Origin of the sequence: Agromyces soli, assembly GCF_022811605.1 — a bacterium.
Classification (GTDB): domain Bacteria; phylum Actinomycetota; class Actinomycetes; order Actinomycetales; family Microbacteriaceae; genus Agromyces; species Agromyces soli.
On sequence record NZ_CP094533.1, the window covers coordinates 1,704,724 to 1,730,234 of the forward strand.

General features: G+C 72.8%; 15 protein-coding genes. 7 read left to right on the forward strand and 8 right to left on the reverse strand.

The window, feature by feature from the left end; all coding sequences use genetic code 11:
• Nucleotides 1–34 precede the first annotated feature (34 nt).
• The 3 genes from MTP13_RS08230 to MTP13_RS08240 all read left to right on the forward strand — a co-directional run bounded on the left by MTP13_RS08230 (nt 35) and on the right by MTP13_RS08240 (nt 6,011).
• Complete coding sequence (locus MTP13_RS08230) at nt 35–541, forward strand: FBP domain-containing protein (protein WP_243570571.1); 507 nt, start codon at nt 35–37, stop codon at nt 539–541.
• A 330-nt stretch (nt 542–871) separates the two neighbouring features.
• On the forward strand, nt 872–4,513 hold the full coding sequence (locus MTP13_RS08235) for a glycoside hydrolase domain-containing protein (protein WP_243570572.1): 3,642 nt from the start codon (nt 872–874) through the stop codon (nt 4,511–4,513).
• Nucleotides 4,514–4,724: 211 nt separating this feature from the next.
• On the forward strand, nt 4,725–6,011 hold the full coding sequence (locus MTP13_RS08240) for an ROK family protein (protein ID WP_243570573.1): 1,287 nt from the start codon (nt 4,725–4,727) through the stop codon (nt 6,009–6,011).
• 18 nt (nt 6,012–6,029) lie between these two features.
• Here the strand turns inward: MTP13_RS08240 and MTP13_RS08245 are convergent, their stop codons facing one another.
• Nucleotides 6,030–7,001, reverse strand: coding sequence for a helix-turn-helix domain-containing protein (locus tag MTP13_RS08245; RefSeq protein WP_243570574.1), 972 nt, complete (start codon nt 6,999–7,001; stop codon nt 6,030–6,032).
• Nucleotides 7,002–7,264: 263 nt separating this feature from the next.
• Between MTP13_RS08245 and MTP13_RS08250 the strand changes: the two genes are divergently transcribed.
• Nucleotides 7,265–10,387: a DEAD/DEAH box helicase gene (locus MTP13_RS08250; protein ID WP_243570575.1), complete on the forward strand. Its 3,123-nt coding sequence runs from the start codon at nt 7,265–7,267 to the stop codon at nt 10,385–10,387.
• Between the two features lie 81 nt (nt 10,388–10,468).
• Here the strand turns inward: MTP13_RS08250 and MTP13_RS08255 are convergent, their stop codons facing one another.
• Together MTP13_RS08255 and MTP13_RS08260 are read right to left on the reverse strand one after the other, a co-directional pair.
• Nucleotides 10,469–11,827 (reverse strand): MFS transporter, encoded by a 1,359-nt coding sequence (locus tag MTP13_RS08255; protein ID WP_243570576.1) that lies wholly within the window; start codon nt 11,825–11,827, stop codon nt 10,469–10,471.
• A complete protein-coding gene (locus MTP13_RS08260; RefSeq protein ID WP_243570577.1) occupies nt 11,821–12,294 on the reverse strand; it encodes a TIGR03618 family F420-dependent PPOX class oxidoreductase in 474 nt (157 codons plus the stop codon). Before MTP13_RS08260 ends, MTP13_RS08255 begins: the two co-directional genes overlap by 7 nt.
• A gap of 141 nt (nt 12,295–12,435) precedes the next feature.
• Between MTP13_RS08260 and MTP13_RS08265 the strand changes: the two genes are divergently transcribed.
• Together MTP13_RS08265 and MTP13_RS08270 are read left to right on the forward strand one after the other, a co-directional pair.
• The gene (locus MTP13_RS08265; RefSeq protein ID WP_243570578.1) at nt 12,436–12,903 is read left to right on the forward strand and encodes a MarR family winged helix-turn-helix transcriptional regulator; all 468 of its coding nucleotides are present in this window, start codon (nt 12,436–12,438) and stop codon (nt 12,901–12,903) included.
• A 74-nt stretch (nt 12,904–12,977) separates the two neighbouring features.
• A complete protein-coding gene (locus tag MTP13_RS08270; RefSeq protein WP_341681542.1) occupies nt 12,978–13,832 on the forward strand; it encodes a 3-hydroxyacyl-CoA dehydrogenase in 855 nt (284 codons plus the stop codon).
• A 125-nt stretch (nt 13,833–13,957) separates the two neighbouring features.
• Here MTP13_RS08270 and MTP13_RS08275 read toward each other — a convergent pair whose 3' ends face one another.
• Both MTP13_RS08275 and MTP13_RS08280 read right to left on the reverse strand, forming a co-directional pair.
• Nucleotides 13,958–16,111 carry an ABC transporter ATP-binding protein gene (locus MTP13_RS08275; protein WP_243570580.1) on the reverse strand — a complete coding sequence of 718 codons (2,154 nt, stop codon included), beginning with the start codon at nt 16,109–16,111 and terminating at the stop codon, nt 13,958–13,960.
• Nucleotides 16,108–17,841 carry an ABC transporter ATP-binding protein gene (locus MTP13_RS08280; RefSeq protein WP_243570581.1) on the reverse strand — a complete coding sequence of 578 codons (1,734 nt, stop codon included), beginning with the start codon at nt 17,839–17,841 and terminating at the stop codon, nt 16,108–16,110. Before MTP13_RS08280 ends, MTP13_RS08275 begins: the two co-directional genes overlap by 4 nt.
• Nucleotides 17,842–18,131: 290 nt before the next feature.
• Between MTP13_RS08280 and metH the strand changes: the two genes are divergently transcribed.
• Nucleotides 18,132–21,830 (forward strand): methionine synthase, encoded by a 3,699-nt coding sequence (gene metH / locus MTP13_RS08285; protein WP_243570786.1) that lies wholly within the window; start codon nt 18,132–18,134, stop codon nt 21,828–21,830.
• Nucleotides 21,831–21,901: 71 nt separating this feature from the next.
• On the opposite strand, the gene MTP13_RS08290 is transcribed toward metH, so the two are convergent.
• From MTP13_RS08290 to MTP13_RS08300, 3 genes are read right to left on the reverse strand one after another with little or no spacing between them, the layout of a single operon-like run.
• Nucleotides 21,902–22,657 carry an ECF transporter S component gene (locus tag MTP13_RS08290; RefSeq protein WP_243570582.1) on the reverse strand — a complete coding sequence of 252 codons (756 nt, stop codon included), beginning with the start codon at nt 22,655–22,657 and terminating at the stop codon, nt 21,902–21,904.
• Nucleotides 22,658–22,671: 14 nt separating this feature from the next.
• A complete protein-coding gene (locus tag MTP13_RS08295) occupies nt 22,672–24,678 on the reverse strand; it encodes an ATP-binding cassette domain-containing protein (RefSeq protein WP_243570583.1) in 2,007 nt (668 codons plus the stop codon).
• 35 nt (nt 24,679–24,713) lie between these two features.
• On the reverse strand, nt 24,714–25,253 hold the full coding sequence (locus tag MTP13_RS08300; RefSeq protein WP_243570584.1) for a hypothetical protein: 540 nt from the start codon (nt 25,251–25,253) through the stop codon (nt 24,714–24,716).
• Nucleotides 25,254–25,511 lie beyond the last annotated feature (258 nt).

Consider the following 25,511-nt stretch of genomic DNA (forward strand, 5'->3'; position numbering starts at 1 on the left):
GGGCATATGCCCAAATCACGAGAGGAGCGAACTCATGCGCGCGATGACCCCAGCGGAGATCCGCGGGTCGATCCGGAACACCGACGAGCGGGCGCGCCGCACCATGCTGCTGCCGCGCGCGCTCGGCGAACTCGACTGGTCGGCGCGGGACGTGCTCGCCTGGCGCGATGGCCGGGCCCGCCACCGCGGCTACCTCGTGCGCTGGGCGACGAGGTCGTCGGGCGCACCTCGGCCGGAGGGGCTGCTGCTCACGATCGCCCGCGCGCCCGGCCGACCCGACCGGGCCGTGATGTGCACCTTCTGCCGGTTCACCGCCCGCTTCGAGGAGGTGGCGATGTTCACCGCGCCGCGCGCCGGCGCCGCCGGGTTGCGCGGGGACACCGTCGGCGTGCTCGCCTGCGAGGACCTCGGCTGCCACGCCCGGGTGCGGCAGCCGCCGCTGCGCGGTCCGCTCGATCCGCCCGTGGAGGAGATCGTCGCGGCCCGAGTCGCGGGCCTCGCCGAGCGCATCGACGCCTTCTTCGCCGACGTGCTCGGCTGAGCCGCCCCGCCCCGCCCCGCGCCGCCCCGCCCCGCCCGGCGCCCGAGCGTGCGAGCGAGCGGCCGCTCGTGCAATTCGCCGAGTTGCACGACGCGTCGTATGGCGCGCCGACTGCGCCCGGCGCGTCGGGGCAACCATCGTGCAACTCGCGGATCCTCGGGCGGGAGGCGCAGGGCGGGAGGCGCAGCGCGGGAGGCGTGGGGCGTGCGTGCCGGGGCGTGAGGCGTGGGGCGGGGGTCTTGACAGGGCGGGGGCGCGCCCCTAGCTTGATGGGAACTTAGTTTAGCCGGTCACTAAAGGTACCGACCTCCTCTCCCCGATTGGACCGACATGAAGATCACGCGATACCTCGCGGGCATCGTCGCCCTCGCCGTCGCGTTCGGCGGCGCGCTGCTCGCGGCCCCGCCTGCGCAAGCCGCCGAGCTCGTCACCGTCATCGACGACGCCACCACCGGAAAGGGGGACGGGCAGTTCGACTACGGCGCCGGATGGTCCACCTCCACCGGCCTCGGCACGAGCCGCTGGCAGGACGGCACCGAGCACTGGACCAACGGCACCTCGAGCTTCACGCTCCGCTTCACCGGCACCGCCGTTCGGCTCTTCGGCGTCACCGCGCCCGGGCACGGCATCGCCGCCGTCTCGATCGACGGCGGGCCCGAGGTGCCGGCCGACAGCTACGCCGCCACCCGCTCCTACAAGCAACTGCTCTTCGAGAGCCCGACGCTCGCCGACGGAGCGCACACGCTGACGTACCGCGTCACCGGCGACAAGCACGCCGCCTCGACCGGCATCGGCGTCTCCATCGACGCCGCCGAGGTCGTCGCGCCCGAGCCGACCGAGATCGTCGGCGGCATCGTCGACGATGCCACGACGAGCGGTCCGCACCGGTTCGCCTACGGCACCGGCTGGGTCGCGGGCGCCGGCAACAGCACTACGAACTACCACAACGGCACCGAGCACTGGGCGAAGCCCGCGGGGACGCCGAGCTTCACCTTCACCTTCACCGGCGTGCTCGCCACCCTGCACGGCGTGACCGCGCCCGAGCACGGCCGCTACGCCGTGTCCGTCGACGGCGGCCCCGAGATCGTGGTCGACGCCTACTCGAACGGGCGGCTGTTCAAGCAGCAGGTCTACAGCACCGGCCTGCTCGAATACGGGGAGCACACCGTGACGCTGCGGCTCACGGGCGAGAAGAACCCGGCGGCGACGCGGGCCGACGGGCAGATCGACTTCGCGACCGTCTACACCGAGAACGTCCCCGTCACGGGTGTCGAGCTGGATGCCTCCACGCTCCGCGTGCTCACGGGACAGCAGTCGAAGCTCAGCGCGAAGGTGCTCCCCGAGGGCGCGATCGAGCGCGGCATCCGCTGGTCGAGCAGCGACGAGGCGGTGGCGACCATCGCCGCCGACGGCACGCTCAGCGCGCTCGCCGAGGGCGAGACCGAGGTGACCGCGACGACCGTCGACGGCGGCAAGACCGCCACCCGCCGCGTGCAGGTCGTCGGCATCGGGTCGGGGCTGCAGGGCGTCGTCGGAGACACGAACTTCCACTACGTCGAGCGCAAGACCTTCGACGACTACGAGCGGAAGTACTACGAGGACGTCGTGCAGATGACCGGCACCACCTGGTCGGCCACGGCCTGGCGCGGCGACCGCGTCAACGGGCAGTTCGTGTTCCGCACGGGCACCGAGGCGCAGTCCGACGTGACGCTCGCCGCGAGCGGGCTCACCGGCCCCGGCGGTGCGTCCATCCCGGCCGAGGAGGTGACGCTCGACGTCATCCGCACCGTGCTCGCCGGCCAGGGGAACCCCTCCGCCGGCCGCCCGCAGGAGCGCGTCCCCGACGTCCTCGGCGGCAACGCCCCCTTCGACCTCGCCGCGCGCTCGGTGCAGGGCGTCTGGATGACGGTGGACGTCCCCGAGGGCACCGCTCCCGGCAGCTACACCGGCACCGTCACCGCGACGAGCGCCGAGGGCGCCGAGATCGCCTTCGAGCTGAAGCTCGAGGTGCTGCGCCTCACCCTCCCCGAGCCGAGCGAGTGGGAGCAGTTCATCGACCTGTGGCAGAACCCGTACGCGATCGCCCGCGTGGAGGGCATCCCGGCCGACCAGCTCTGGACGAAGGCCCACTTCGACGCGATGCGCCCGTACTACCGGATGCTCGCCGACGGAGGCCAGGACGTCATCACCACGACCGTCGTCGCCGATCCCTGGGCCTCGCAGACCTACGACAAGTACGGCTCGATGGTGCAGTGGACCAAGCAGCGAGACGGCAGCTGGGCGTTCGACTTCTCCGCCTTCGACGCCTGGGTCGAGTACATGATCGACGACATCGGCATCGACGGGCAGATCGACGCCTACTCGATGGTGAACTGGGCGAGCCGGATCCTCTACTACGACGAGGCGACGGGGCAGAACGTGAACGCCAAGGTCGATGTCGGCACCGCGCAGTGGAACGCCATGTGGGGCGCGTTCCTCGAGGCCTTCGGCCCGCACCTGAAGGAGAAGGGCTGGTTCGACCGCACCTACATGGCGATGGACGAGCGCGCGCTCAGCGACATCATCAAGGCGGTCGACCTCATCGCCGAGAAGGCGCCGGGTCTGAAGGTCGGCGCAGCGATGAACTACAACAGCCTCGGCGACCCGCGCCTCGACCGCATCGAGAAGATCTCGCTCGGCTCGTACTACGTCGACCTCGGCGACGCCGAGTTCGCGGAGGTCTCCGCCCACCGGCGCGAGCTCGGCCTCATCACGAGCGTCTACAGCTGCGTCGGCCACTTCCCGAACACCTTCACCCGCTCGAACCCCGCCGAGGGCGACTGGGTGCAGTGGAAGACGGTCGCCACGGGCTCGGACGGCTTCCTGCGCTGGGCCTTCGACAGCTTCGTGTCCGACCCGCTGCAGACGACCGATTTCAAGACGTGGGAGTCGGGCGACACCGCCCAGATCTACCCGGGTGCGCTGAGCTCGATCCGCTGGGAGAAGCTCACCGAGGGCGCGCGTGATGCCGAGAAGATCCGCATCCTGTCCAAGGCGAGCCCCGAGGCGGCCGCGTCGCTCGGCGCCCTCATGGCCGGCATGGAGAACCCGGGCTACGCCTCCGACCCCTTCGGCGGGCGCATCGACCCGGGCAAGGTCGACATCCCCGCCGTCGTGACTGCGCTCCGCGCGGGACTCGACGACGCCGCACGGGCCTACGCCGGGACGATCCCGGTGCCGGTCGAGCGGGTCTCCGTCGACCCGGGCGCGCTGGCCCTCACCGTCGGTCAGCAGGGCGCGCTCACCGCGACGGTGCTGCCGGCCGATGCGAGCGAGCCGGGCGTCGCCTGGTCGAGCTCCGACGAAACCGTGGTGAGCATCGCCGCGAGCGGCGGGACCGCGACGGTCACCGCGCTCGCCGAGGGCACGGCCACGATCACGGTGACGAGCGCCGACGGCGGCAAGACCGCCACGGCGACCGTCACGGTGGAGGCGGTCGAGCCGGAGCTGCCGGACTTCACGATCGCGCTGCCGGGCGGGGCGACGCTCGTCGCCGGCGCCGAGGCGCGCATCGTGGTCTCGGGGCTCGCTCCCGGGAGCGAGGTCGAGGTCGAGCTGCACTCGGACCCGGTGCGCCTCGCGACGGGGACGGCGGATGCCTCGGGCGTCTTCGCCGCGACGGTGACGGTGCCGGCGGGCACCCCGGCGGGCGCGCACGCGCTGGTCGTGCGCGGCACCGACGCCGAGGGGACGACGGGCAGCCGGGAGCTGCCGGTCACCGTCCGCGCGGCGACGGGGGAGCCGGGCGGGCCCGGTGAACCGGGCGGACCGGGCCGGCCCGGAGAGCCGAGCGGCCCGGGGCGGGGCGACGGCGATCTGGCCTCGACGGGTGCCGCGGGCGTCGGCGAACTCCTCGCCGGCGGGCTCCTGCTGGCGGCGCTGGGCGCCGCGCTGGTGGTCCGCAGGCGCCGTCGGATGCCGCGACGGGGGTGAGCGGGGCCTCGTGATCGGTGACGCGGGCGGTCGTGGTTCGGTGAACCGCGGCCGCCTGGCCGCGCCCGGCGGCGGTGTCGAGCTCGCGCGAGGAGGCGCGCGCGTGCGGGGCGGCTGGGCGGAACTCCTTTCCTCAGTGGGTAAACTGCCTCCGCCGAGCACGGGAGGGCAGCGACCCATCCCGCCGAGCCGCCCGGCAGGAGGAGCAACGGTGGAGGCAGCGCCGACCATGATCGAGCGGCTGCGCCGTTCGCCGCTGGGCGCCGACCCGGGCGAGCAGCTCGACGCGCAGAGCACGATCCGCCGCCGCCACCTCCGCCGCGCCCTCGAGCTGATCGCCGCCGACCCCGGGCGCTGCACCCGGGCGTCCATCGCCCGCGACTCGCAGTTCACCTCGGCGACGGCCTCCTCGCTCGTGGCGGAGCTCATCGCACTGGGGCTCGTCGCCGAGTCCGCGCCGCTCGCGAGCACGGGCGGCAAGCGGGCCACTGGGCTCGCGCTCGACCCTGACGGCTTCGTCATCTGCGTGGTGCTCATCCGCCCCAGGGAGGTGCGCGCAGCGCTCATCTCGCTCGACGGGCGCTGCGTGGCCGACGTGGGCATCCCCGCCGGCGGTCCGCTCGACGCGGCGGACGTCGCCGCGGCGGTGGCGGGCGCGACCGCCGAGTACACGGGCCGGATCCTCGCGACGTGCATCCAGTCGCCGGGCGTCACCGACGGCCGTACGGTCGTCGAGAGCGTGCTCATGGGCTGGCGCGACGAACCGCTCGCCGAGGTCGTGGAGGCGGCCATCAGCGCGCCGGTGTTCGTGCTGAACGACGCCGACGGCGAGGCGCTCAACGAGTCCGCGTTCGACGAGTCCCGCGGCGTGCAGCGGCTCTTCGTGCGTCTCGGCGAGGGCGTCGGCGGCGCGGTCACGGTCGACGGCGCCGTGGTGCCGGGGGCGCACCAGCGCGCGGGCGAGATCGGTCATGTCCGCATCGTCTTCGACGACGACGCGCCGATCTGCAAGTGCGGGGCGCCGGGGTGCGTCGAGGCGGTCGCCTCGCTCTCGGCGATGCTCGGTGAGGACTACCACGACGAGCTCGACTTCGCGGAGGTCGACGCCCTCGCGGCCCGGCCGGGGGCGGCCGAGCGGCTGGATGCCGGGGCCTACGCCATCGCCCGCCTGCTCCGCATCCTCGCGGCGATGCTCGACCCGCACGAGGTCGTGCTGGGCGGCGCGGCGCCGGCGCTCGGTGCGGAGTTCCTCGAGCGCGTGCGCCGGGCGTTCGACGCCAACCCCGCGAAGGGCACGGGCGGCGCGGGCCTCCGCTTCGCGCGGGCGCGCTCCACGTACGAGCGGCTCGTCGGACCGGCCAGGCACGCGCTGAGCTCGACGCTCGGGGTGCCGCTCATCCTGCCGGCGCCGGAGGAAGCGGAGCACGAGACCGACGTGGCGCACGAAGCCGATGCATCGGACAAGGCCGACGGGGCGGCCGGGTCCGCAGCGGGCTGAGGCGCTCGGCGAAGCCCGTCAGGCGACCCGTGCGGCGGCGTGCGGCGCGGAGCGGCGAGCGCGACGCTCGGCGTCGACGGCACGGGGTCGCTCGTCGCCGTCGTGGCCCTGGCGCAGGTCGAGGCCGTGCTGGCGCACGGCCTGCTCGAGCTCGAGCCGCCGGCGGCGGCTGAGCTCGCCGAGATCCTGGGAGCGACGGAGGAGCGAGCCGACGGGGACGCCCCAGTCGCGGGCGAGTCCGACGAGATGGCGGAGCTCGGTGATCCGCGGGGGCCGGAGCTCGGCCCGCACGGCCTCGCTCGGGCAGAGCAGCTCGTCGGCGAAGCGGATCACCTGGTCCTCCTCGGAGCGGGGCAGGAGCTGGTGGCCGATCTCGTGGGCGAGGGCCTCCCGCCGGTCCCACGTCGGCAGCTCGGCGTTCAGCACGATGCTGGGTGCGGCCCGCGGGTCGCGGCGGATGGCGACGGCGGCGACGCCGTCGGGGAGCCGGCGTTCGACGAGCCGCCCACCGGCCGCCTCGACCGCGCCGACGAGGTCGGGGATCGGGGCGAGGCCGAGTTCGAGGCGCGCGCGGAGCGCGAGTGCCACGGATCGGGCGGAGCGGCCGCGCGACGCGGGGGCGGGACCGAGCGGAGGCTCGGTGGCGAGCGCCCTCCCCGGGCCGTCGAGTCCGAAGGCGGTCAGCTGCACCGTGGCGTGCAGTCGGCGCCGTTCGCGGGCGGGCAGCGCGGCGACCGCGGCATCGCGTAGTGCGCAGTCGGACCAGCCCGCTTCGGGGATCGCGGCGCCGTCGGCGAGGACGGCGGGCGGGCAGCCGAGGCTCCGTGCGAGCGACCGGCGCGTCTGCTCGCTGAGCTTGAGGTCGCCGGACTCGATGCGGGAAACGGTGGCCTTCGAGAGGTAGGCCGCCGCCGCGAGTTCCGACTGGCTCCAGCCCTTCGCCTCGCGCAGCAGGGAGAGCACCGGGCGGGGGCGCGTCGCGGCATCCATCGTCGCACCTCCGGGTCTGCACCGAACTACTTTACTTAGTCAGTGAACTAAGCTCAGCCTAAGCAGGGCGGCAGCTCGAGTCAAGTGCCCCACGGCCCGCTCGCTCGCACGGGCTCGCGCTCGTGCAGGCGTGCGAGTCGCAGGACGGATGCCTGGGTCGGCGCTGCGCGCACGGTGCGTCGCGGCATCCATCGTGCAACTCGCCCCCGCGAATCCCACGCGCCCGGCGCACGCGCGTCGGCGGAAGCTGCGAGCATGGTGGGGTGACCCCGCCGACCGACCCCGCCGACTGGCGCGCGGCGCTCGACGGACTCGTCCCAGCCCGGGACCCGGGGGTGCGCGGCGCGTCGGCCGCACCCGAGGGGCGTGCGTCGGCCGGGCCGAACCGGCAGGCGCCGACCCCGCTCGCGCTGCAGTTCGAGCTGCGGCACCGACTCGAGCCGCGCCCGGGGCAGTGGCGCGGCCCCAAAGACGAGCCGGCCACCCGCCTCGCCCAGGTCGACCGGCTCGCCGCCAGGCCGATGACCCGCGGCGCCCGCGGGGCCTGGGTGAAGCAGGGCCTCACCTGGCAGAACGTCGCCTACCAGGGCGAGGCAGGCGGCTACGACCCGGTGCACGCCCGCTGGTTCGCCCAGTTCGCGCTGCTGAAGGGCGGCAACCCGGGCGTCTACACCCCCTACGGCTCCGACTGGATCACGCTCGACGAGTACGAGAGCCCCGTGCTCTGGGCGCTGCTCGCCGAGGCGGTGCGCCTCGGCATCCCGCTCGTGGGCGGCGAGGCGACCCCGACCGTGCGCGTGCTCGGGCCCGCCGAGCTCGGCCTCGACGCGAGCGCCGACGACGGCGGACTCAGCCTGGCCGCGGTGGCGCGCTTCGCGGACCAGCGGGCGCCGGCCCCGGTGCCGCTCGGCGGGGTGCGACCGATCGGCCGGCACGGCCTGTACCGCGCCGTCTTCGAGCGGGGCGCGATCGAGCTGGCCCCGTTCGCCGCACCGCCGTCGGCCGCGCAGCTCGCGCTCCTCGACCGGCCCGATCCGGTGCGGGTCCCCGCCGCCGAGCTCGCGGAGTTCACCCGCACGCACTACTTCGCCCTCGCCCAGGCGGTGCCGGTCGCGAGCGCCGACGGCAGTTTCGAGCCGCCGCCCGCCCCGCCCGCCGAGCTCGTGCTGCAGCTGCGCTACGAGACGGGCGACGTCGTGCGCGCCGCGTGGAACTGGCGCTTCGCCGACGGCCGCGTCGCCGAAGCGAGCGCGGCCGACGCGGAGGATGGTGAAGGCCGGACGGATGCCGAGCGCGACCCCGACCTCGTCGCACGCGTGCTCGACGTGCTCGGCTGGGTGCCGTTCGAGGCGGTCGTGCTGCGCGGCATCGACGCCGCGCGCTTCGTCGCCGAGCGGCTGCCGGAACTCGAGCGCCTCGCCGGGACGCGGCGGCTCGTCATCGAGGAGCGCGGCGAGCGTCCCGACTACCGCGAGCTGCTCGACCCGCCCGAGCTGCGGGTCACCATGGTCGAGTCGCCGAAGACCGACTGGCTCGACCTCGGCGTCGTCGTCACCGTGAACGGCAAGCCGGTGCCGTTCCTGCCGCTGTTCCGTGCGCTCGCGCAGGGGCGCAAGCGGCTGCTGCTCGTCGACCGCAGCTACCTCTCGCTGGAGCTGCCCGTGTTCGACGAGCTCCGCGCGCTCATCGCCGAAGCCGAGGGGCTGGTCGAGTGGGAGGCCGGCCTCAGGCTGCCGCGCGAGCAGGCGCTCGCGCTCTACGCCGACTTCGAGGATCTCGCCGAGTTCGAGGGGCCCGCGCTCGCCTGGCGCGCGCTCGTCGCCGCGGTCGGCGGCGCGGATGCTTCGGACGGGGCGGATGCCGCACCGGTCCCGCTCGAGCCGCCCGCCGAGTTCGCGCTGCCGCTGCGGCCCTACCAGCTCGAGGGTTTCCGCTGGCTGGCCCGGATGCGGGCGGCGGGGCTCGGGGCGATCCTCGCCGACGACATGGGGCTCGGCAAGACGGCGCAGGCCCTCGCGCTCGTCGCCCACGCCGTGCACGAGGGGTCGGGTCCGTTCCTCGTCGTCGCGCCCACGTCGGTGGCGTCGAACTGGGTCGCGGAGGCGGCGCGCTTCGTGCCCGGCCTCCGGGTCGCGCGGCTCACCACGACCGAGCGCGCCGGGCGGCCGGGCATCGCGGAGGCGGCGGCCTCCGCCGACCTCGTGGTGACGAGCTACGCGGTGCTCCGGCTCGAGGCGGCGCGCTTCGCCGAGGTGGCCTGGGGCGGGCTCGTGCTCGACGAGGCCCAGTTCGTGAAGAACCCGAAGACGCGCGTGCACGAGGCGGCCCGGGCCATCCGCGCGCCCTTCGTGCTCGCCCTCACCGGCACGCCGATCGAGAACCACCTCGGGGAGCTGTGGGCGATCCTGCGGCTCGTCGCCCCCGGGCTCTTCCCGAGCCGGCGCGGCTTCGACGAGCGCTACCGCCGTCCGATCGAGGACGACGGCAACGCCGAACGCCTCGCGAAGCTGCGCCGACGCATCCGGCCGTTCCTGCTGCGCCGCACGAAGGAGCTCGTCGCGCCCGAGCTGCCCGAGAAGCAGGAGCAGACGGTCGCCGTCGAGCTCTCGGCCGCCCACCGCCGCGTCTACGACGCGACGCTGCAGCGCGAGCGGCAGAAGCTGCTCGACCTCGTGAAGGACGAGAGCGGCCGCTTCATCCTCTACCGCTCGCTCACCCTGCTGCGCATGCTCGCCCTCGATCCCGGGCTCATCGACCCCGCGCACGACGGCCTCGGATCGGCGAAGCTCGACGCCCTGCTCGAGCAGCTCGACGAGCTCATCGCCGAGGGGCACCGGGCCATCGTCTTCAGTCAGTTCACCTCGTTCCTCGCCCGCGCCGCGGCGCGGCTCGAGTCGGCCGGCATCCCCTTCGCGCTGCTCGACGGCTCGACGCCGGTGACTCGGCGGGATGCCGAGGCGGCCCGGTTCCGGGCCGGCGAGGCGCAGGTGTTCCTGATCAGCCTGAAGGCGGGCGGCTTCGGGCTGAACCTCGTCGAGGCGGACTACGTGTTCCTGCTCGACCCGTGGTGGAACCCGGCCAGCGAGCAGCAGGCCATCGACCGGGCGCACCGCATCGGCCGCACCGAACGGGTGATGGTCTACCGGCTCGTCGCCGCCGACACCATCGAGGAGAAGGTGCTCGCCCTGCAGGCCCGAAAGGGCGAGCTGGTCGCGGGCGTGCTCGGAGCGGGTGCGGGACCGGCCGAGGCACCCGAGTCCGAGGCACCCGAGTCCGACGCGCTCGCCCCCGACGCGCTCGCCTCCGACGCGCTCGCCCCCGATGACGTCGACTTCGCCGAGGCGCGGTTCAGCGCGGACGAACTGCGCGCCCTCCTCGACGGCTGATCCCGGCCTCCCGCACCGCCGTGCGACGCACGACGTCGATTTCTGCGGGTGCCGAACGCTCGCGAGCCGCGAAGACCGACGTCATGCCCGGGGGCTTCTGTCGGCGTCGGGGTCGGAGCGCGGGCGCCGGCGGCGGGGCTCCTCGATGCCGAGGTGAACCCGGGTGCGCTTGCGCTCGATGACGATCATGAGCGCACCGAGCGCCCAGAGCGGCAGCTGCGTGAGGAATGCGATCTTGAACGCCTCGAGCGAGTAGTTCTCGGGCGTGCCCGCGCCCTGCAGGTCCATCGCGAGGCCGATCAGGAAGATCGCGATGAGCGCCGCGATGAAGCCGCCGCCGTTCACGATGCCGTTCGCCGTGCTGAGCCGGTGGCTCGGGTTGTAGGTGCGCGCGTGGTCGAAGGCGATCATCGAGGCCGGTCCGCCCGTCGCGAGCGCGAGCGCCAGCCCGAACAGCAGCCACAGCGGCGTCTGCCCGGGCCACACGATCACGGCGACCCAGACCAGCGCCTGGATGCCGACGATCGGCAGCACCAGCAGCCGTGAACGGCGCATCGGATGCCGGCTCGAGAGCAGCCCGATCACCGGACCGACGATCATGCCGAACACGACGAAGACGCTCACGATGAGCGAGGCGGTCGCGGGGCTCAAGCCCTCGCCGCTCGTGAGGAACGGGAAGCCCCAGAGCATCACGAAGGCGGTGCCCGCGAACGGCGTCGTGAAGTGCGACCAGAACGCCAGACGGGTCGCCGGGTGCCCCCAGCTCTCGCGGAATCCCTCGCGCAGGTCGGCGGCCGAGGTGACGGCGCGGATGGCGCCCGTCTCGGTGTTCACCGCGACATCGGCGTCGCGGCCGGGCGGCCGGTTGCGGATGACGCCGAACGTCAGCACGGCGAAGAGCACCCCGAGCCCGGCGAGGCTGCCGAACGCGACCGACCAGCTCGTCGCGTGCAGCAGAGCCGCCATGGGCAGCAGCGCGAGCAGCTGCCCGAGCTGACCGACGATGCCCGTCATCTGCACGATGAACGGGGAGCGCTGGGCGGGGAACCACGTCGCGACCACGCGAAGCACGCTCGGGAAGATCGCCGCGTCGCCCGCGCCGAGCAGCATGCGCGCGAAGATCGCGATGCCCACGTTCGGCGCGAACGCCATCACGAGCTGGCCCGTGGCCATCAGCAGCATGCCGATCGTGATGATCGGTCGGGCGCCGTAGCGGTCGAGCAGCAGGCCGACGGGGATCTGCATGAGCCCGTAGACGGCGAGCTGGATGACGGCGAACATCGACAGCGTCGAGGCATCCGCCTGGAAGCGCTCCGCCGCGTCGACCCCGACGGCGGAGAGGGAGGTGCGGTTCGTGACCGAGACGATGTACGCCGCGACGCCGACGGCCCAGACGACCCAGATGCGCCAGGGCGCTGCGGCGGCGACCCGGGTCACCATCCGATGAGCTTCGTGGGGCGCACGCGGAGCACGGTGGAGTAGTCGCCCGTCATCCGGTCGAGCGACCAGCCGAGCCGGTCGAGCCCGGTGCGGTACTTCGCGAGATAGGGCTCGCCGAGCCGCTGCATCCACTCGGCCGCGGACTCCTCGCCGAGCTCGGCGATGCCCTGGAACACGGTGACGTCCTCGCCCTCGGCGTCGGTCTCGAAGTGCACGAGCACCTTCGGGTCGCGGCGCACGTTGCGCGTCTTCACCGAGCCGGGCTGCACGAGCACCTGGATCGTGCCGCCCTCCCAGAGGAACCACACCGGCACCGCGTGCGGGAAGCCGTGCCGGTCGATCGTGCCGAGCCAGGCGACCTCGTCGGTGTCGAGCCGCGCGAGGGCCCGGGCGTGCAGGGGGTTCGCGGGGTCGAAGTCGAAGGGGGCGGGCGGCTCATGGGGCGGCGCGGGCGGTGAAGCTGGCATCTGGTGGTGACCTCCGCGACAAGCCTCGCAGCCCGGCCGGGGCGAGGCAAGCGAGGGGAGCGGCCGCGCCAATTCGGTGTTGCGGAATGCAACGGACAAGCGTAGCGTTGCATATGACAACAGCAGAACCGGGAGGTCGAGATGGTCGAAACAGCAGGGCGCACGCCCGACGGCACCGCTCGCAGCGCGGACGCCGCCGCCATCCTGAGCGCCCTCATCGTCGTCTCCCGCCGCGGCGTCGCCGACGCCCGGACCGCGCGCACCCGGCTCTCGATGACTGAGCAATCGATCCTCGGCTACCTCGTCGAGCACCCGGGCGCCCGCTCCACCGACATCGCGCAGGCGTTCCGGCTGAACCGCTCGACGGTGTCCCGCCAGCTCGCCGGCCTCGTCCGGCTCGGCGTCGTGCGCGAGCTCGCCGACGCCTCGGGCCGAGGCACGCCCCTCGAGCTCACCGAGGAAGGCTGGGCCGCCTACCACGAGGCGATCGGCATCCTGCAGGGCGTCGTCGATCGCCACCTGTCCGACTGGAGCGATGACGAGGTGGCGCGCTTCGCGCGCGACCTGCAGCGCTTCAACCGCGACGCCGGGGGCGAGACCCGCCCCTGACGTCGCCCGAGCGCGCGGTCCCGCCGCCGCTCGAGCATCTCCACCAGAAGCTCCACAAGAGAAGAGGAATGACCATGCAACACATCACCGTGCTCGGCACCGGAGTGCTCGGCTCGCAGATCGCGTTCCAGACCGCGTACCACGGCTTCGACGTGGTGGCCTACGACGTCGACGAGCCCGCGCTCGCCGCGGCGGAGGAGCGCTTCGCCAAGCTCGCCGAGACCTACCGCGCCGAGGGCGTGGCCGGGGCGGCCGACGGCAAGGCGGAGGAGGCGCTCGCGCGCATCCGCACGAGCCACGTGCTCGCCGAGGCTGTCGCCGACGCGGACCTCGTGATCGAGGCCGTGCCGGAGAACCCCGACATCAAGAAGTCCGTCTACGAGGAGCTCGGCCGGGTCGCCCCCGCCCGCACGATCTTCGCGACGAACTCCTCGACCCTGCTGCCGAGCGCGCTCGCCCCGTTCACCGGGCGGCCCGAGCAGTTCCTCGCCCTGCACTTCGCGAACCGCGTCTGGGCGCACAACACCGCCGAGGTGATGGGCACCGAGCAGACCGACCCGGCCGTGTACCGCGCGGTCGTCGAGTTCGCCGGGAAGATCGGCATGGTCCCGATCGAGATCAAGAAGGAGAAGGCCGGCTACCTGCTGAACTCGCTGCTCGTGCCGTTCCTGCAGGCCGCCGGCGAGCTGCTCGTCGACGGTATCGCCGAGCCCGAGGCGATCGACCAGACCTGGCGCATCGGCACCGGCGCGCCGATGGGGCCGTTCCAGATCTACGACATCGTCGGCCTGACGACGGCGTACAACATCTCGATGATGGGCGACGAGAAGCAGCGCGCCTTCGCGGCGCTCATCAAGGAGCGCTACATCGACCAGGGCAAGCTCGGCGTCGCCACGGGCGAGGGGTTCTACACCTACCCCGCGGCCTGAGTCGCCGGGGGCCCGCCCGGTCCCGCGCCCGGCTCGACGGCTCCGGCGCGGCCGACGGCTCCGGCGAACGACGGAACGCCCGCCCCTCCACTCGGAGGGGCGGGCGTTCTGCGTGCGGTGAGCGACTAGCTCGTCTCGGCGGCGCCCGCCGAACGCTGGGCCGAGGCCGGAGCCCCGCCCTGGGCGTCGGCGGTCGCGCCGCCGTCGCCGTCGCTGCGCTCGCCGTCGACCGTCTCGTCGTCGGCGTCGCCCGTGACGACCGTGCCGTCGCCGAGCGCCGCCTCGGCGTCGAGGTCGGTGGCCGCCTGCTCGAACTGCGAGTTGTAGAGGCGGTAGTACGCACCCTTCTTCTCGATCAGCTGCTCGTGGTTGCCCTGCTCGACGATGTCGCCGTGCTCCATCACGAGGATGAGGTCGGCGTCGCGGATCGTCGAGAGCCGGTGCGCGATCACGAAGGAGGTGCGTCCCTCGCGGAGCGCCGCCATCGCGTTCTGCAGCAGCAGCTCGGTGCGGGTGTCGACGGAGCTCGTCGCCTCGTCGAGGATCAGCACCGAGGGCTGCGACACGAACGCGCGCGCGATCGTGATGAGCTGCTTCTCGCCGGCGGACACGTTGGCGGCGTCCTCGTCGAGCACGGTGTCGTACCCGTCGGGCAGCGAGTGCACGAAGCGGTCCACGTAGGTGGCCTTCGCCGCGGCGACGATCTCGTCGTCGCTCGCCGACTGCCGGCCGTAGCGGATGTTCTCGCGGATGGTGCCGGCGAACAGCCACGGGTCCTGCAGCACCATGCCGGTGCGGGCGCGGACGTCGTGCCGGGTGAGCTCGGCGATGTCCTGCCCGTTCAGCAGGATGCGGCCGCCGTTCAGCTCGTAGAACCGCATGATGAGGTTCACGAGCGTCGTCTTGCCGGCGCCCGTCGGCCCCACGATCGCGACCGTCTGTCCGGGCTCGACGCGGAACGAGAGGTCGCGGATCAGCGGCCGGTCGGGGTGGTACGCGAACGAGACGTGCTCGAACTCGATCGTGCCGTCGCCGCTCGTCGGGGCGGGCGCGTCGGCCGCGTCGGCCTCCTGCTCGTCCTGGTCGAGCAGCTCGAAGACGCGCTCGGCCGAGGCCGTGCCCGACTGCACCACGGCGGCCATGCCGCCGAGCTCCGAGAGGGGCTGCGTGAACTGCTGCGAGTACTGGATGAACGCCTGCACGTCGCCGAGCCGCAGCTGGCCGCCGGCCACCATGAGCCCGCCGAGCACCGCGATGCCGACGTACGTCAGGTTCCCGATGAACATCATGCCGGGCATCATGATGTTCGAGAGGAACTGCGCCTTGAACGAGGCCCGGTAGAGCTCCTCGTTCTCGGTCTTGAACGCCTCGAGGCTCGACTGCTCGCGACCGAACACCTTCACGAGCGCGTGGCCCGAGAACGACTCCTCGACGCGGGCGTTCAGCCGGCCGACCTTGCGCCATTGGATGCCGAAGGCCTTCTGCGACTTCGGGCCGATGATGCCGAAGATCACGGCCATGAGCGGCAGCGAGACGAGGGCGACGAGGGAGAGCTGCCACGAGATCGAGAACATCATGACGAGCACGCCGACCACGGTGAGCACGGCGGTGAGCGCCCCGGAGAGCGACTGCTGCATCATCTGGGTGATGTTGTCGATGTCGTTCGTCACGCGCGAGATCAGCTCGCCGCGCTGCACCCTGTCGAAGTAGCTGAGCGGCAGGCGGTTGATCTTCGCCTCGACCTCTTCGCGCAGGCGCCACATGGTGCGCACCATGATGACGTTGATCACGTAGCCCTGGAGCCAGGTGAGCACCGCCGCCGCGAAGTACAGGCTGAGCACCAGGATGATGACCTGGCTGAGTCGCACGAAGTCGATGCCCTCGCCGGGGACGACCCCGGCCGCGGCGACGATGTTCGCGATCTCCTCCTGGCCGGCGGCGCGGAGCTGCTCGACGGCCTGCTCGGTCGTCGTTCCCGCCAGGAGCTGCGAGCCGATGACACCGGCGAAGACGAGGTTCGTCGCCTCGCCGAGCACCTTCGGGCCGAGCACGGTGAGCAGCACGCCGACCGCGCCGAGGAGCGAGACCAGGGCGAAGGCGTACTTGTGCGGGGCCAGGAGGCCGAGGAGCCGGCCGAAGGACTGGCGGAAGTTCTTCGCCTTGCCCGGCGCGACCGCCCCCGACCAGTCGTCGGCGGAGATGCGGGCCTGCTCGGCGAGCTCGAGTTCGAGCTTCTCCTCTTCGCTGAGCTCCGGCTGCTGCGGGGTCGTGCGGGTCATCGTGCGGCCTCCACTCCGAGCTGGGATTCGACGATCTCGCGATACGTCTGGCACGTCTCGAGGAGCTCGGCGTGCGTGCCGACGCCCACCATCCCGCCGTCGTCGAGGACGACGATGCGGTCGGCGTCGGTGATCGTGGAGACGCGCTGCGCGACCACGATCTTCGTGACCTCGGGGAGCTCGCGCCAGAGCGCCTGGCGGAGTCTGGCGTCGGTCGTGAGGTCGAGCGCCGAGAACGAGTCGTCGAAGACGAGGATCTCGGGCGCGTGCACGATCGCCCTGGCGATGGCGAGCCGCTGACGCTGCCCGCCCGACACATTGGTGCCGCCCTGGGCGATGCGCGCGTCGAGCCCGCCCGGCATCTCTTCGACGAAGTCGCGGCCCTGCGCGATCTCGAGCGCGTGCCAGAGCTCCTCGTCGGTGGCGTCCTCGCGGCCGAAGCGCAGGTTCGATCCGACGGTGCCGCTGAACAGGAAGGGGCGCTGCGGCACGAGGCCGATCGTCTGCCAGAGCGCGTCGAGGTCGGCGCGGCGCACGTCGACGCCGTTCACCAGCACCTCGCCGCTCGTCGCGTCGAAGAGCCGAGGGATGAGCGAGACGAGCGTCGTCTTGCCGGCGCCCGTGGAGCCCACGATGGCGACGGTCTCGCCGCGGGCGGCGCTGAAGGAGATGCCCTCGAGCACGGGGTGCTCGGCGCCGGGGTAGGTGAACGCCGCGTCGCGGAAGGCCACCGTGCCGGTCTCGGGGAACTCGCTGACGGCGTCGGCCGGGCGCGCGAGCGAGGTATCGGCGTGCAGCACCTCGCCGATGCGGTCGGCCGAGACCGCCGCACGCGGGATCATCATCGTCATGAAGCTCGCCATGAGCACGCCGCCGAGGATGATGCCGATGTACTGCATGAAGGCGAGCAGCGTGCCGATCTGCACGCCGCCCTGATCGACCTCGATCGCGCCGAACCAGATCACCGCGATGGTGGTGACGTTCAGGATCAGCATGAAGAGGGGGAAGAGCAGCACGAAGAGCGAACCGACCTTGCGGCCGACGACCATGATGTCGGTGTTCGCCTCGCGGAAGCGCTCTTCTTCGATCGGCTCGCGCACGAAGGCGCGGATGACGCGGATGCCGGTGAGCTGCTCGCGCATGACCCGGTTCACGCCGTCGAGCTTGCGCTGGTACGAGCGGAACAGCGGCACCATGCGGCCGATGACGAGGGCGGCGAGCACGAGCAGGGTGGGCACCGCGACGCCGATGATCCAGCTGAGCCCGACGTCCTGCTGGAGCGCCATGATGATGCCGCCGATCGCGAGCAGCGGCGCCGTCACGAGGAACGTCGCCGCCATCATCGCGAGCATCTGCACCTGCTGCACGTCGTTCGTGTTGCGCGTGATGAGCGAGCCGGGGCCGAACTTCGACACCTCGCGCTCGGAGAAGCTCGAGACGCGCTCGAAGACGTCGTTGCGGATGTCGCGGCCGAGCTGCATGGCCGCGCGGGCGGCGAAGTACGTGGCGACGATCGAGCACAGGATCTGGCCGAGCGAGATCGTGAGCATGAAGGTGCCCGTCGACCAGATGTAGGCGGTGTCGCCGCGGGAGACGCCCTCGTCGACGATGTCGGCGTTCAGGCGCGGGAGGTAGAGGCTCGCGAGCGCGGAGAGGAACTGGAAGACCAGCACCCCCAGCAAGAGCCATTTGTATGGTTTGAGGTATCTGACGAGCAGCTTTGCAAGCACGGGAGACTCCGGGATTCGATCGTGTCGGTGCGGAGGGACGCTCCATTGTGCAGCGCCCCGCCGACATCCGCGTACGCGGTCCGCGAACGCAAGGAAAATCACGATATATCGCGTTCGACGAGGAGTCACGATATATCGTGTTTAGAAATCCCGCAACCACCGCTCGGGGGAGGCCGCATGGTCCCGGGGTACCATCTCCGTTCCGACCGGCATCCCAGTGCCGACGCCGCACGGCGACCCATCCGCGCCCCGCGTCGGGCCTCCCGGTTAGACTCGCCCGCGTGACCGGCCTGACCACCGCCCCGGGCGCGAGCGCCCCGCGTTTCCCCCTCGACATCGAGGCGGTGCCCCGTGCGCCGCGCGCCGCGGCGCTGCTCGACGCCCTGCGCCGCCGGGTCGTCATCGCCGACGGTGCGATGGGCACCATGCTGCAGCAGCACGAGCTCTCCCTCGAGGTCGACTTCGAGGGGCACGAGGGCTGCAACGAGATCTTGAACGCCACCCGCCCCGACGTCATCGGCGGCATCCACGACGCCTATCTCGCCGTCGGCATCGACGCCGTCGAGACGAACACCTTCGGCGCCAACTGGTCGAACCTCTCCGACTACGGCATCGACGAGCGCATCGCGGAGCTCGCCGAGTCGGGCGCCCGCATCGCGCGCGAGCGCGTCGAGGCCGCCGAGCGCGCCGACGGCCGCCTCCGCTGGGTGCTGGGCTCGATGGGCCCCGGCACGAAGCTGCCGAGCCTCGGCCACACCACGTACGAGCACCTCAAGCAGACCTTCGCCCTGCAGGCCGAAGGGCTCATCGACGGCGGCGCCGACGCCTTCCTCATCGAGACCTCGCAGGATCTGCTGCAGACGAAGGCCGCGGTGAACGGCTGCAAGCAGGCGATCGTCGCCCGCGGCATCCGCCTGCCGATCCTCGTCGAGGTGACCGTCGAGACCACCGGCACCATGCTCATGGGCTCCGAGATCGGCGCGGCGCTCACCGCGCTCGAACCCCTCGGCGTCGACGCGATCGGACTGAACTGCGCCACCGGCCCGGCCGAGATGAGCGAGCACCTCCGGCACCTCTCCAAGCACTCGCCCGTGCCGGTCGCCTGCATGCCGAACGCCGGCCTGCCCGTGCTCGGCGCCGACGGCGCGCACTACCCGCTCACACCGGCCGAGCTGGCGACGGCGCACGAGCAGTTCGTGCGCGAGTTCGGCCTCGCCCTCGTCGGCGGTTGCTGCGGCACGACGCCCGAGCACCTCGCCGCGGTCGTCGCGCGGCTCCGGCCCGAGGGAGCGGATGCCTCGAACGGCGCGGATGCCTCGAACGGCGCGGATGCCTCGGGGCCCGCCGTCGGCGAGGCATCCCGCCGTCCGCGGATCGAGCCGGGCGTCGCCTCGCTCTACCAGCACGTGCCCTTCGACCAGGACGCGGCGTACCTGGCGATCGGCGAGCGCACCAACGCCAACGGCTCGAAGGCCTTCCGCGAGGCCATGCTCGAGGGCCGATACGAGGACTGCGTCGAGATCGCGAAGCAGCAGACCCGCGTCGGCGCGCACCTGCTCGACGTCTGCGTCGACTACGTCGGCCGCGACGGCGTCGCCGACATCCGCGAGATCGTCTCCCGGCTCGCGAGCGCCTCGACCCTGCCGCTCGTCGTCGACTCCACCGAGCCCGCGGTGATCGCCGCCGGCCTCGAGCTGATCGGCGGCCGCCCCGTCGTGAACTCCGTCAACTACGAGGACGGCGACGGCCCCGCCTCCCGCTTCGGCCGCATCATGCCACTGGTGAAGGAGCACGGCGCCGCCGTCGTCGCCCTCACCATCGACGAGCAGGGCCAGGCCCGCACCGCCGACGACAAGGTGCGCATCGCCACCCGCCTCGTCGAGGAGCTCACCGGGGAGTGGGGGCTGCACGAGCACGACATCGTGCTCGACGCGCTCACCTTCCCGATCGCGACCGGTCAGGAGGAGACGCGGCGCGACGCGATCGAGACGATCGAGGCGATCCGCCGCCTGCACGAGACCTACCCGGGGCTGCACTTCACCCTCGGCGTCTCCAACGTCTCCTTCGGGCTGAACCCGGCCGCGCGCAGCGTGCTCAACTCGGTCTTCCTGCACGAGGCGGTCGAGGCGGGCCTCGACTCCGGCATCATCGACGCCGCCAAGATCGTGCCGCTCGCCTCGCTCTCGCCCGAGCAGCGCGAGGTCGCCCTCGACCTCGTCTGGGACCGCCGCGTCTTCGACGCCGAGGGCAACGTCACCTCCGATCCGCTCGCCCGCATGCTCGATCTCTTCGCCGGTGTCGACACCGCCGCGCTCCGCGATCAGCGCGCCGCCGAGCTCGCCGCGCTGCCCGTCGGCGAGCGCCTCGAACGCCGCATCATCGACGGCGAGGGCAAGGGGCTCGAAGCCGACCTCCAGCTCGCGCTCGCCGACGGCCTGACGGCGCTCGGCATCATCAACGACCACCTGCTCGAGGGCATGAAGGTCGTCGGCGAGCGCTTCGGCGCGGGCGAGATGCAGTTGCCCTTCGTGCTGCAATCCGCCGAGGTCATGAAGAACGCCGTCGCCCTGCTCGAACCGCACATGGAGAAGACGGATGCCGCGGGCAAGGGCCGCATCGTCCTGGCCACCGTGCGCGGCGACGTGCACGACATCGGCAAGAACCTCGTCGACATCATCCTGACGAACAACGGCTACGAGGTGATCAACCTCGGCATCAAGCAGCCCATCGCGGACATCATCGCCGCCGCAGAGCAGCACGACGCCGACGTGATCGGCATGTCCGGGCTGCTCGTGAAGTCCACGGTCGTCATGAAGGAGAACCTCGAGGAGCTGAACGCCCGCGGCCTCGCGAAACGCTGGCCCGTCATCCTCGGCGGCGCGGCGCTCACCCGCACCTACGTGGAAGACGACCTCGCCGGTCTCTTCGACGGCGAGGTCCGCTACGCCCGCGACGCCTTCGAAGGGCTCGCGCTGATGGAGCCGCTCGTGCGCGTCGCCCGCGGCGCCGACCCCGCGGAGGTCGGCCTGCCGGCGCTGAAGAAGCGCATCCACTCCGCCGGCTCGCGGCTGACGCTCACCGAGCCCGACGCGATGCCCGCGCGCTCCGACGTCGCGCGCGACAACGCCGTGCCCGCCCCGCCGTTCTGGGGGACCCGCATCGTGCGCGGCATCGCGCTCGCCGACTACGCGGCGTTCCTCGACGAGCGGGCGACGTTCCTCGGCCAGTGGGGGCTGAAGCCCGGTCGCGGGGAAGACGGTGCGAGCTACGAGGAGCTCGTCGAGCGCGAGGGGCGGCCGAGGCTCCGGTACTGGCTCGACCGCATCCTCGCCGAGGGCATGCTCGACGCCTCCGTCGCGTACGGCTTCTTCCCGGTCGTCTCCGAGGGCGACGACGTCGTGGTCCTGCACCACGGCGACGATCCCCAGGGCGTGCTGGGTCGAGCGGGCCTGCTCGCGCCCGACGGCGGCTCGGGCGGCGAGCTCGGCGTTGAGCGGCTGCGCTTCCGCTTCCCGCGGCAGCGTCGCGACCGGCACCTCTGCCTCGCGGACTTCGTGCGGTCGCGGGAGTCCGGCGAGGTCGACGTGCTGCCCGTGCAGCTCGTCACCGCGGGCGCGAGCATCGACGCGGTCACCGCGAAGCTGTTCGCCGAGAACCGCTACCGCGACTACTACGAGCTGAACGGCCTCGTCATGCAGCTCACCGAGGCCCTCGCCGAGTTCTGGCACGCGCGCATCCGCGCGGAGCTCGGCTTCGCCGCCGAGGACCCGACGGATGCCGCTGGCCTCTTCAAGCTCGAGTACCGGGGTGCGAGGTTCTCGCTCGGCTACCCCGCGTGCCCCGACATGGAGGACCGACGCAAGGTCGTCGAGCTGCTGCGCCCCGAGCGCATGGGCGTCGAGCTCAGCGAGGAGCTGCAGCTGCACCCCGAGCAGTCGACGGATGCCTTCGTGTTCCACCACCCGGAGGCGAAGTACTTCTCGGTCTGAGTGGTCCCCTGAGCCCGCCGAAGGGGCGCAACCGCTTCGACAGGCTCAGCGAACCACGCAGCGAACCACCCTCAGCGCAGCGCGTCGCGCGGCAGCTTCGCCCGCCGGAGGGCCGCCAGCACCGCCGGCCCCGCCACCGCCAGCCCGATCACCGTCGTGATGGCGCGCAGCGTGTCCCAGCTCGCGGTCGAAGTGATGAGCGAGTACAGCAGGAAACTGCCGAGGTTCTCGCCGAGCGACGCGCCCGGCTCGTACGAGATCCCGGCGCCGGTGCCGACCGCGAACGGCCAGTACCAGAAGTTCATGATGAGCCCGAAGGCGTACGAGGCGAGCACGCCGTAGCCCGCGAGCATCGCGATCTCGGCGAGCTTCGACCGCGCTCCGCGGAGTCGGGGGAGCAGCCCCGCCCCGGCGCCGACCCAGCCGCACGCGAACATCTGGAACGGCGTCCACGGCCCGAAGCCGCCCTGCAGCGTCGAGGACAGCAGGATGACGAACACGCCGAGCAGGAACCCGAACCGCGCCCCGTACGCCCGCCCGGCGAGGATCAGCAGCACGAAGACCGCCTCGATCCCGCCGACGCCCGTGCCGACGACCCGCACCGCGGCCCCGACGGCGGTGAGCGTGCCGAGCAGCGCGAGCACCTTCGCGGAGCGCACACTCCCGTCCAGCACGAACACGAGCGTCACCGCGGCGAGCGGCGCGAGGGCGAGGGCGACGAACGGCACCGCGCCTTGCGCCTTCGCCGGCACGGCCGGGGCGAACAGCGGCCAGGCGAAGGCCGCGGCGGCGAGCAGGTGCCCGCCCCAGACGAGGGGGGTCTGCACGCGGGGGCTCCACTTCACGAGCGCACCGCCGTCCGCAGGGCACCGGCGCCGAGCCGGCCGTTCCGCATCCCGATGGTGCGCTCGGCGAGCTCGCGCGCGAAGCCGTGGTCGTGGGTGGCGATCGCGACCGCGCGGCCCTCGCCGGCGGCCGTGCGCAACGCCGCCGCGACGAGCGATCTGGCGCGGGCGTCGAGGCCGCGGGTCGGCTCGTCGATGAGCAGCACCGAGGCATCCGCCGCCAGCTGGATCGCGATCGCGAGACAGCGCCGCTCGCCGGTGGAGAGGTCCCGCGGATGGCTCGCGAGCAGTCGTGCGGCGGTGGTCGTGCCGTCCTCCGCGCCGAGGAACGCGAGGAAGCGGGCGCGCGTCGTCCCGCTCGCCGCGGCGGCCTCGCGGTCGGCCCGCCGGCACTCCTCCTCGGTGCTCGTCGCGCAGAGCAGGTCGTCGGAGGCCTCGGGCACGAGGGCGACCGCCGCGCGCCGGCTCCGGCGCCGCAGCCGAGCGACGTCGGTCCCGCTCACGCGGACGGCGCCGGCGGCCTTCGGCAGCGCGAGGGCGAGCAGCAGGCTGGACTTGCCGGCGCCGTTGGGGCCGGTGAGCGCGACGATCTCGCCCGCGCAGAGATCGAGGGATGCCTCGTCGACCGCGACCCGGCCGCCGAGCACGACGTGGATGCCGCGGGCCTCGAGCCGCGCCTCGCCCGTCGTCCCGTTCGCGGCGCGGTCGCCGCTCGCGGCATCCGCCTCGTCCGCCGGCTCGAGCTGCGCGCCGGTCGGGATGCGCGCGACCCGGCCGTCCCGGATGTCGAAGCGGGCGTCGGCGACCGCGGCGAGCTCGCCGACGCGGTGCTCGGCGACGACGACGCAGACGCCGTGCTCGTGGGCCAGGGAGTCGAGCAGGGCGCGGATCCGCAGCCGTGCCTCGGCGTCGAGGTCGGCGAGCGGCTCGTCGACGAGCAGGATGCGCGGGCGCTCGACGAGCGCGGCGGCGATCGCGACGAGGGTCGCCTCGCCGGCCGACAGGGCGCGGATGTCCCGGCCGAGCAACGCCGTCACGCCGACGCGCGCCGCGGCCTCGGCGACCCTGGCGGAGACGATCGAGGCGACGACGCCGCGGGCGGTCGGGGCGAAGCCGATCTCGTCCGCGACGGTCTCGCTCGCGAAGCCGATCCGCGGGTTCTGCAGCACGACGCCGACGAAACCGGCGGTCTCCCGCGGCGGGACGGTTCGGCGATCGATGCCGCCGACGCGCGCGGAGCCGTGCAGCTCCCCGTCGTCGAAGTGCGTGTGCAGGCCGCTCAGCGCGTGCAGCATCGTCGACTTGCCCGAACCCGTCGGTCCGCTCACGAGCACCAGGCGGCCGGCGGGCACGACGAACTCCTCGACCGCGAGCGTCCAGCCCTCGACGGGCGCACCGGGTCCGGCGTCCGCGGCATCCGCGCACGCCCCGTACGCGAGCACGACGTTGCGGAACTCGATCGGGGTCGCGGTGCCGGCATCCACCGAGCGCTGCGCGCCGAAGCCGCGCACCTCCATCGCCGCCGCGATCGCGACGGCGCGTTCGACGGTGCGCTCGAGCAGGGGGACGAGCAGCGCGGCGGCGCCCCGCGAGCCGCGGAGCTTGCGGGCGAGCGAGACCTGGCGGACCGCATCGCCGAGCGCGGGGACCGTCGCCCAGGCGATCACCAGAGTGCGCGCCGCCCCGCGGAGCGGTCCGCCGCGCGCGCCGCGGGCGAAGAGCTTCGACAGGTCGATGCACGCGTTGATCGCGCCGAACGCGAAGATGACGGCCGCGATGGGCAGGGCGCTCTCCACCGAGTCCCAGAGTCCGCCGCTCGTGATCGGCCCGAGCATCGTGACGTGCGCGAATGGGGCGGGCAGGCGCACGACCGGCAGATCGAGGAGCACGGCACCGCTGCCGTCGACGCCGTGGAAGAGGATGCGGTACAGCACGCGCACGACGATGAATCCGACGGCGAGGATCGCCGCGTGCCGCAGCGGTGCGGCTCGGAATCGGAACATGGCGTGACCCGCGGAGGTGGAAGGCGCCGGCGGGATCACTCCGCGGGCGCGGCCGGCTCGTCGTTGAGGGTGAAGAGGAGCTCGACGGCGTCGCCGGGCTGCAGTTCGAGCGTGCTGAGGCCCTCCTGCGCATAGCCCCACTCGCCGTCGGCGGGCTTCTGCCAGAGCGCCCAGTAGGCGAACGCGGCCGGCATCGACTCGCACGTCTCGTGGTACTCGCTGCCGTCGGCGGCCGGGATCGCGAGGTCCTGCTGCGGCACGCCGTTCACCCGGCAGACGACCTGGTCGCCGTACTGCGCGGTCCCCTCGGTCTCGACGCCCGCACGGGCGAGCGCGTCGGCCGCGATCATCGGATCTTCGGTGACCACGCAGCTGTCGACCGAGGCGTCGTCGGCGAGCTCGAGGTCGCCGGTGTCGACGATGACGGTGATGCCGCCGCAGGTGCCGGTCGCCGGCTCGGTGGCCGCAGCGTCGGTGGCGGCGGGCGACGGGGCGGGCTGCCCGGTGCAGCCGGCGAGCGCGAGCGCGGTCAGCGCGGCCGTGGCGAGCAGGGAGGCGCGAGTGGGGGAGGTCACGCTCCCAAGCGTAGGGGGGTCAGAGATCGGATGTCGCGCTGCGACGCGCTGGGATCGGATGTCGCGCTGCGACGCGCTGGGATGCGGTGCCGTTCTGCTCTCACCCGCCACTTCGCCACCCTGATACATGTGGCGCTCCTGCGAAGCGCCACATGTGTCGACGCGGCGTTGTGCGCAGGGCCGATAGAGCGACCCGACACCTCTCGCGCAGCGCATCGCGGTGCCTGTGGACAGTCGGCCACCCGGGCGGGCGGAGTC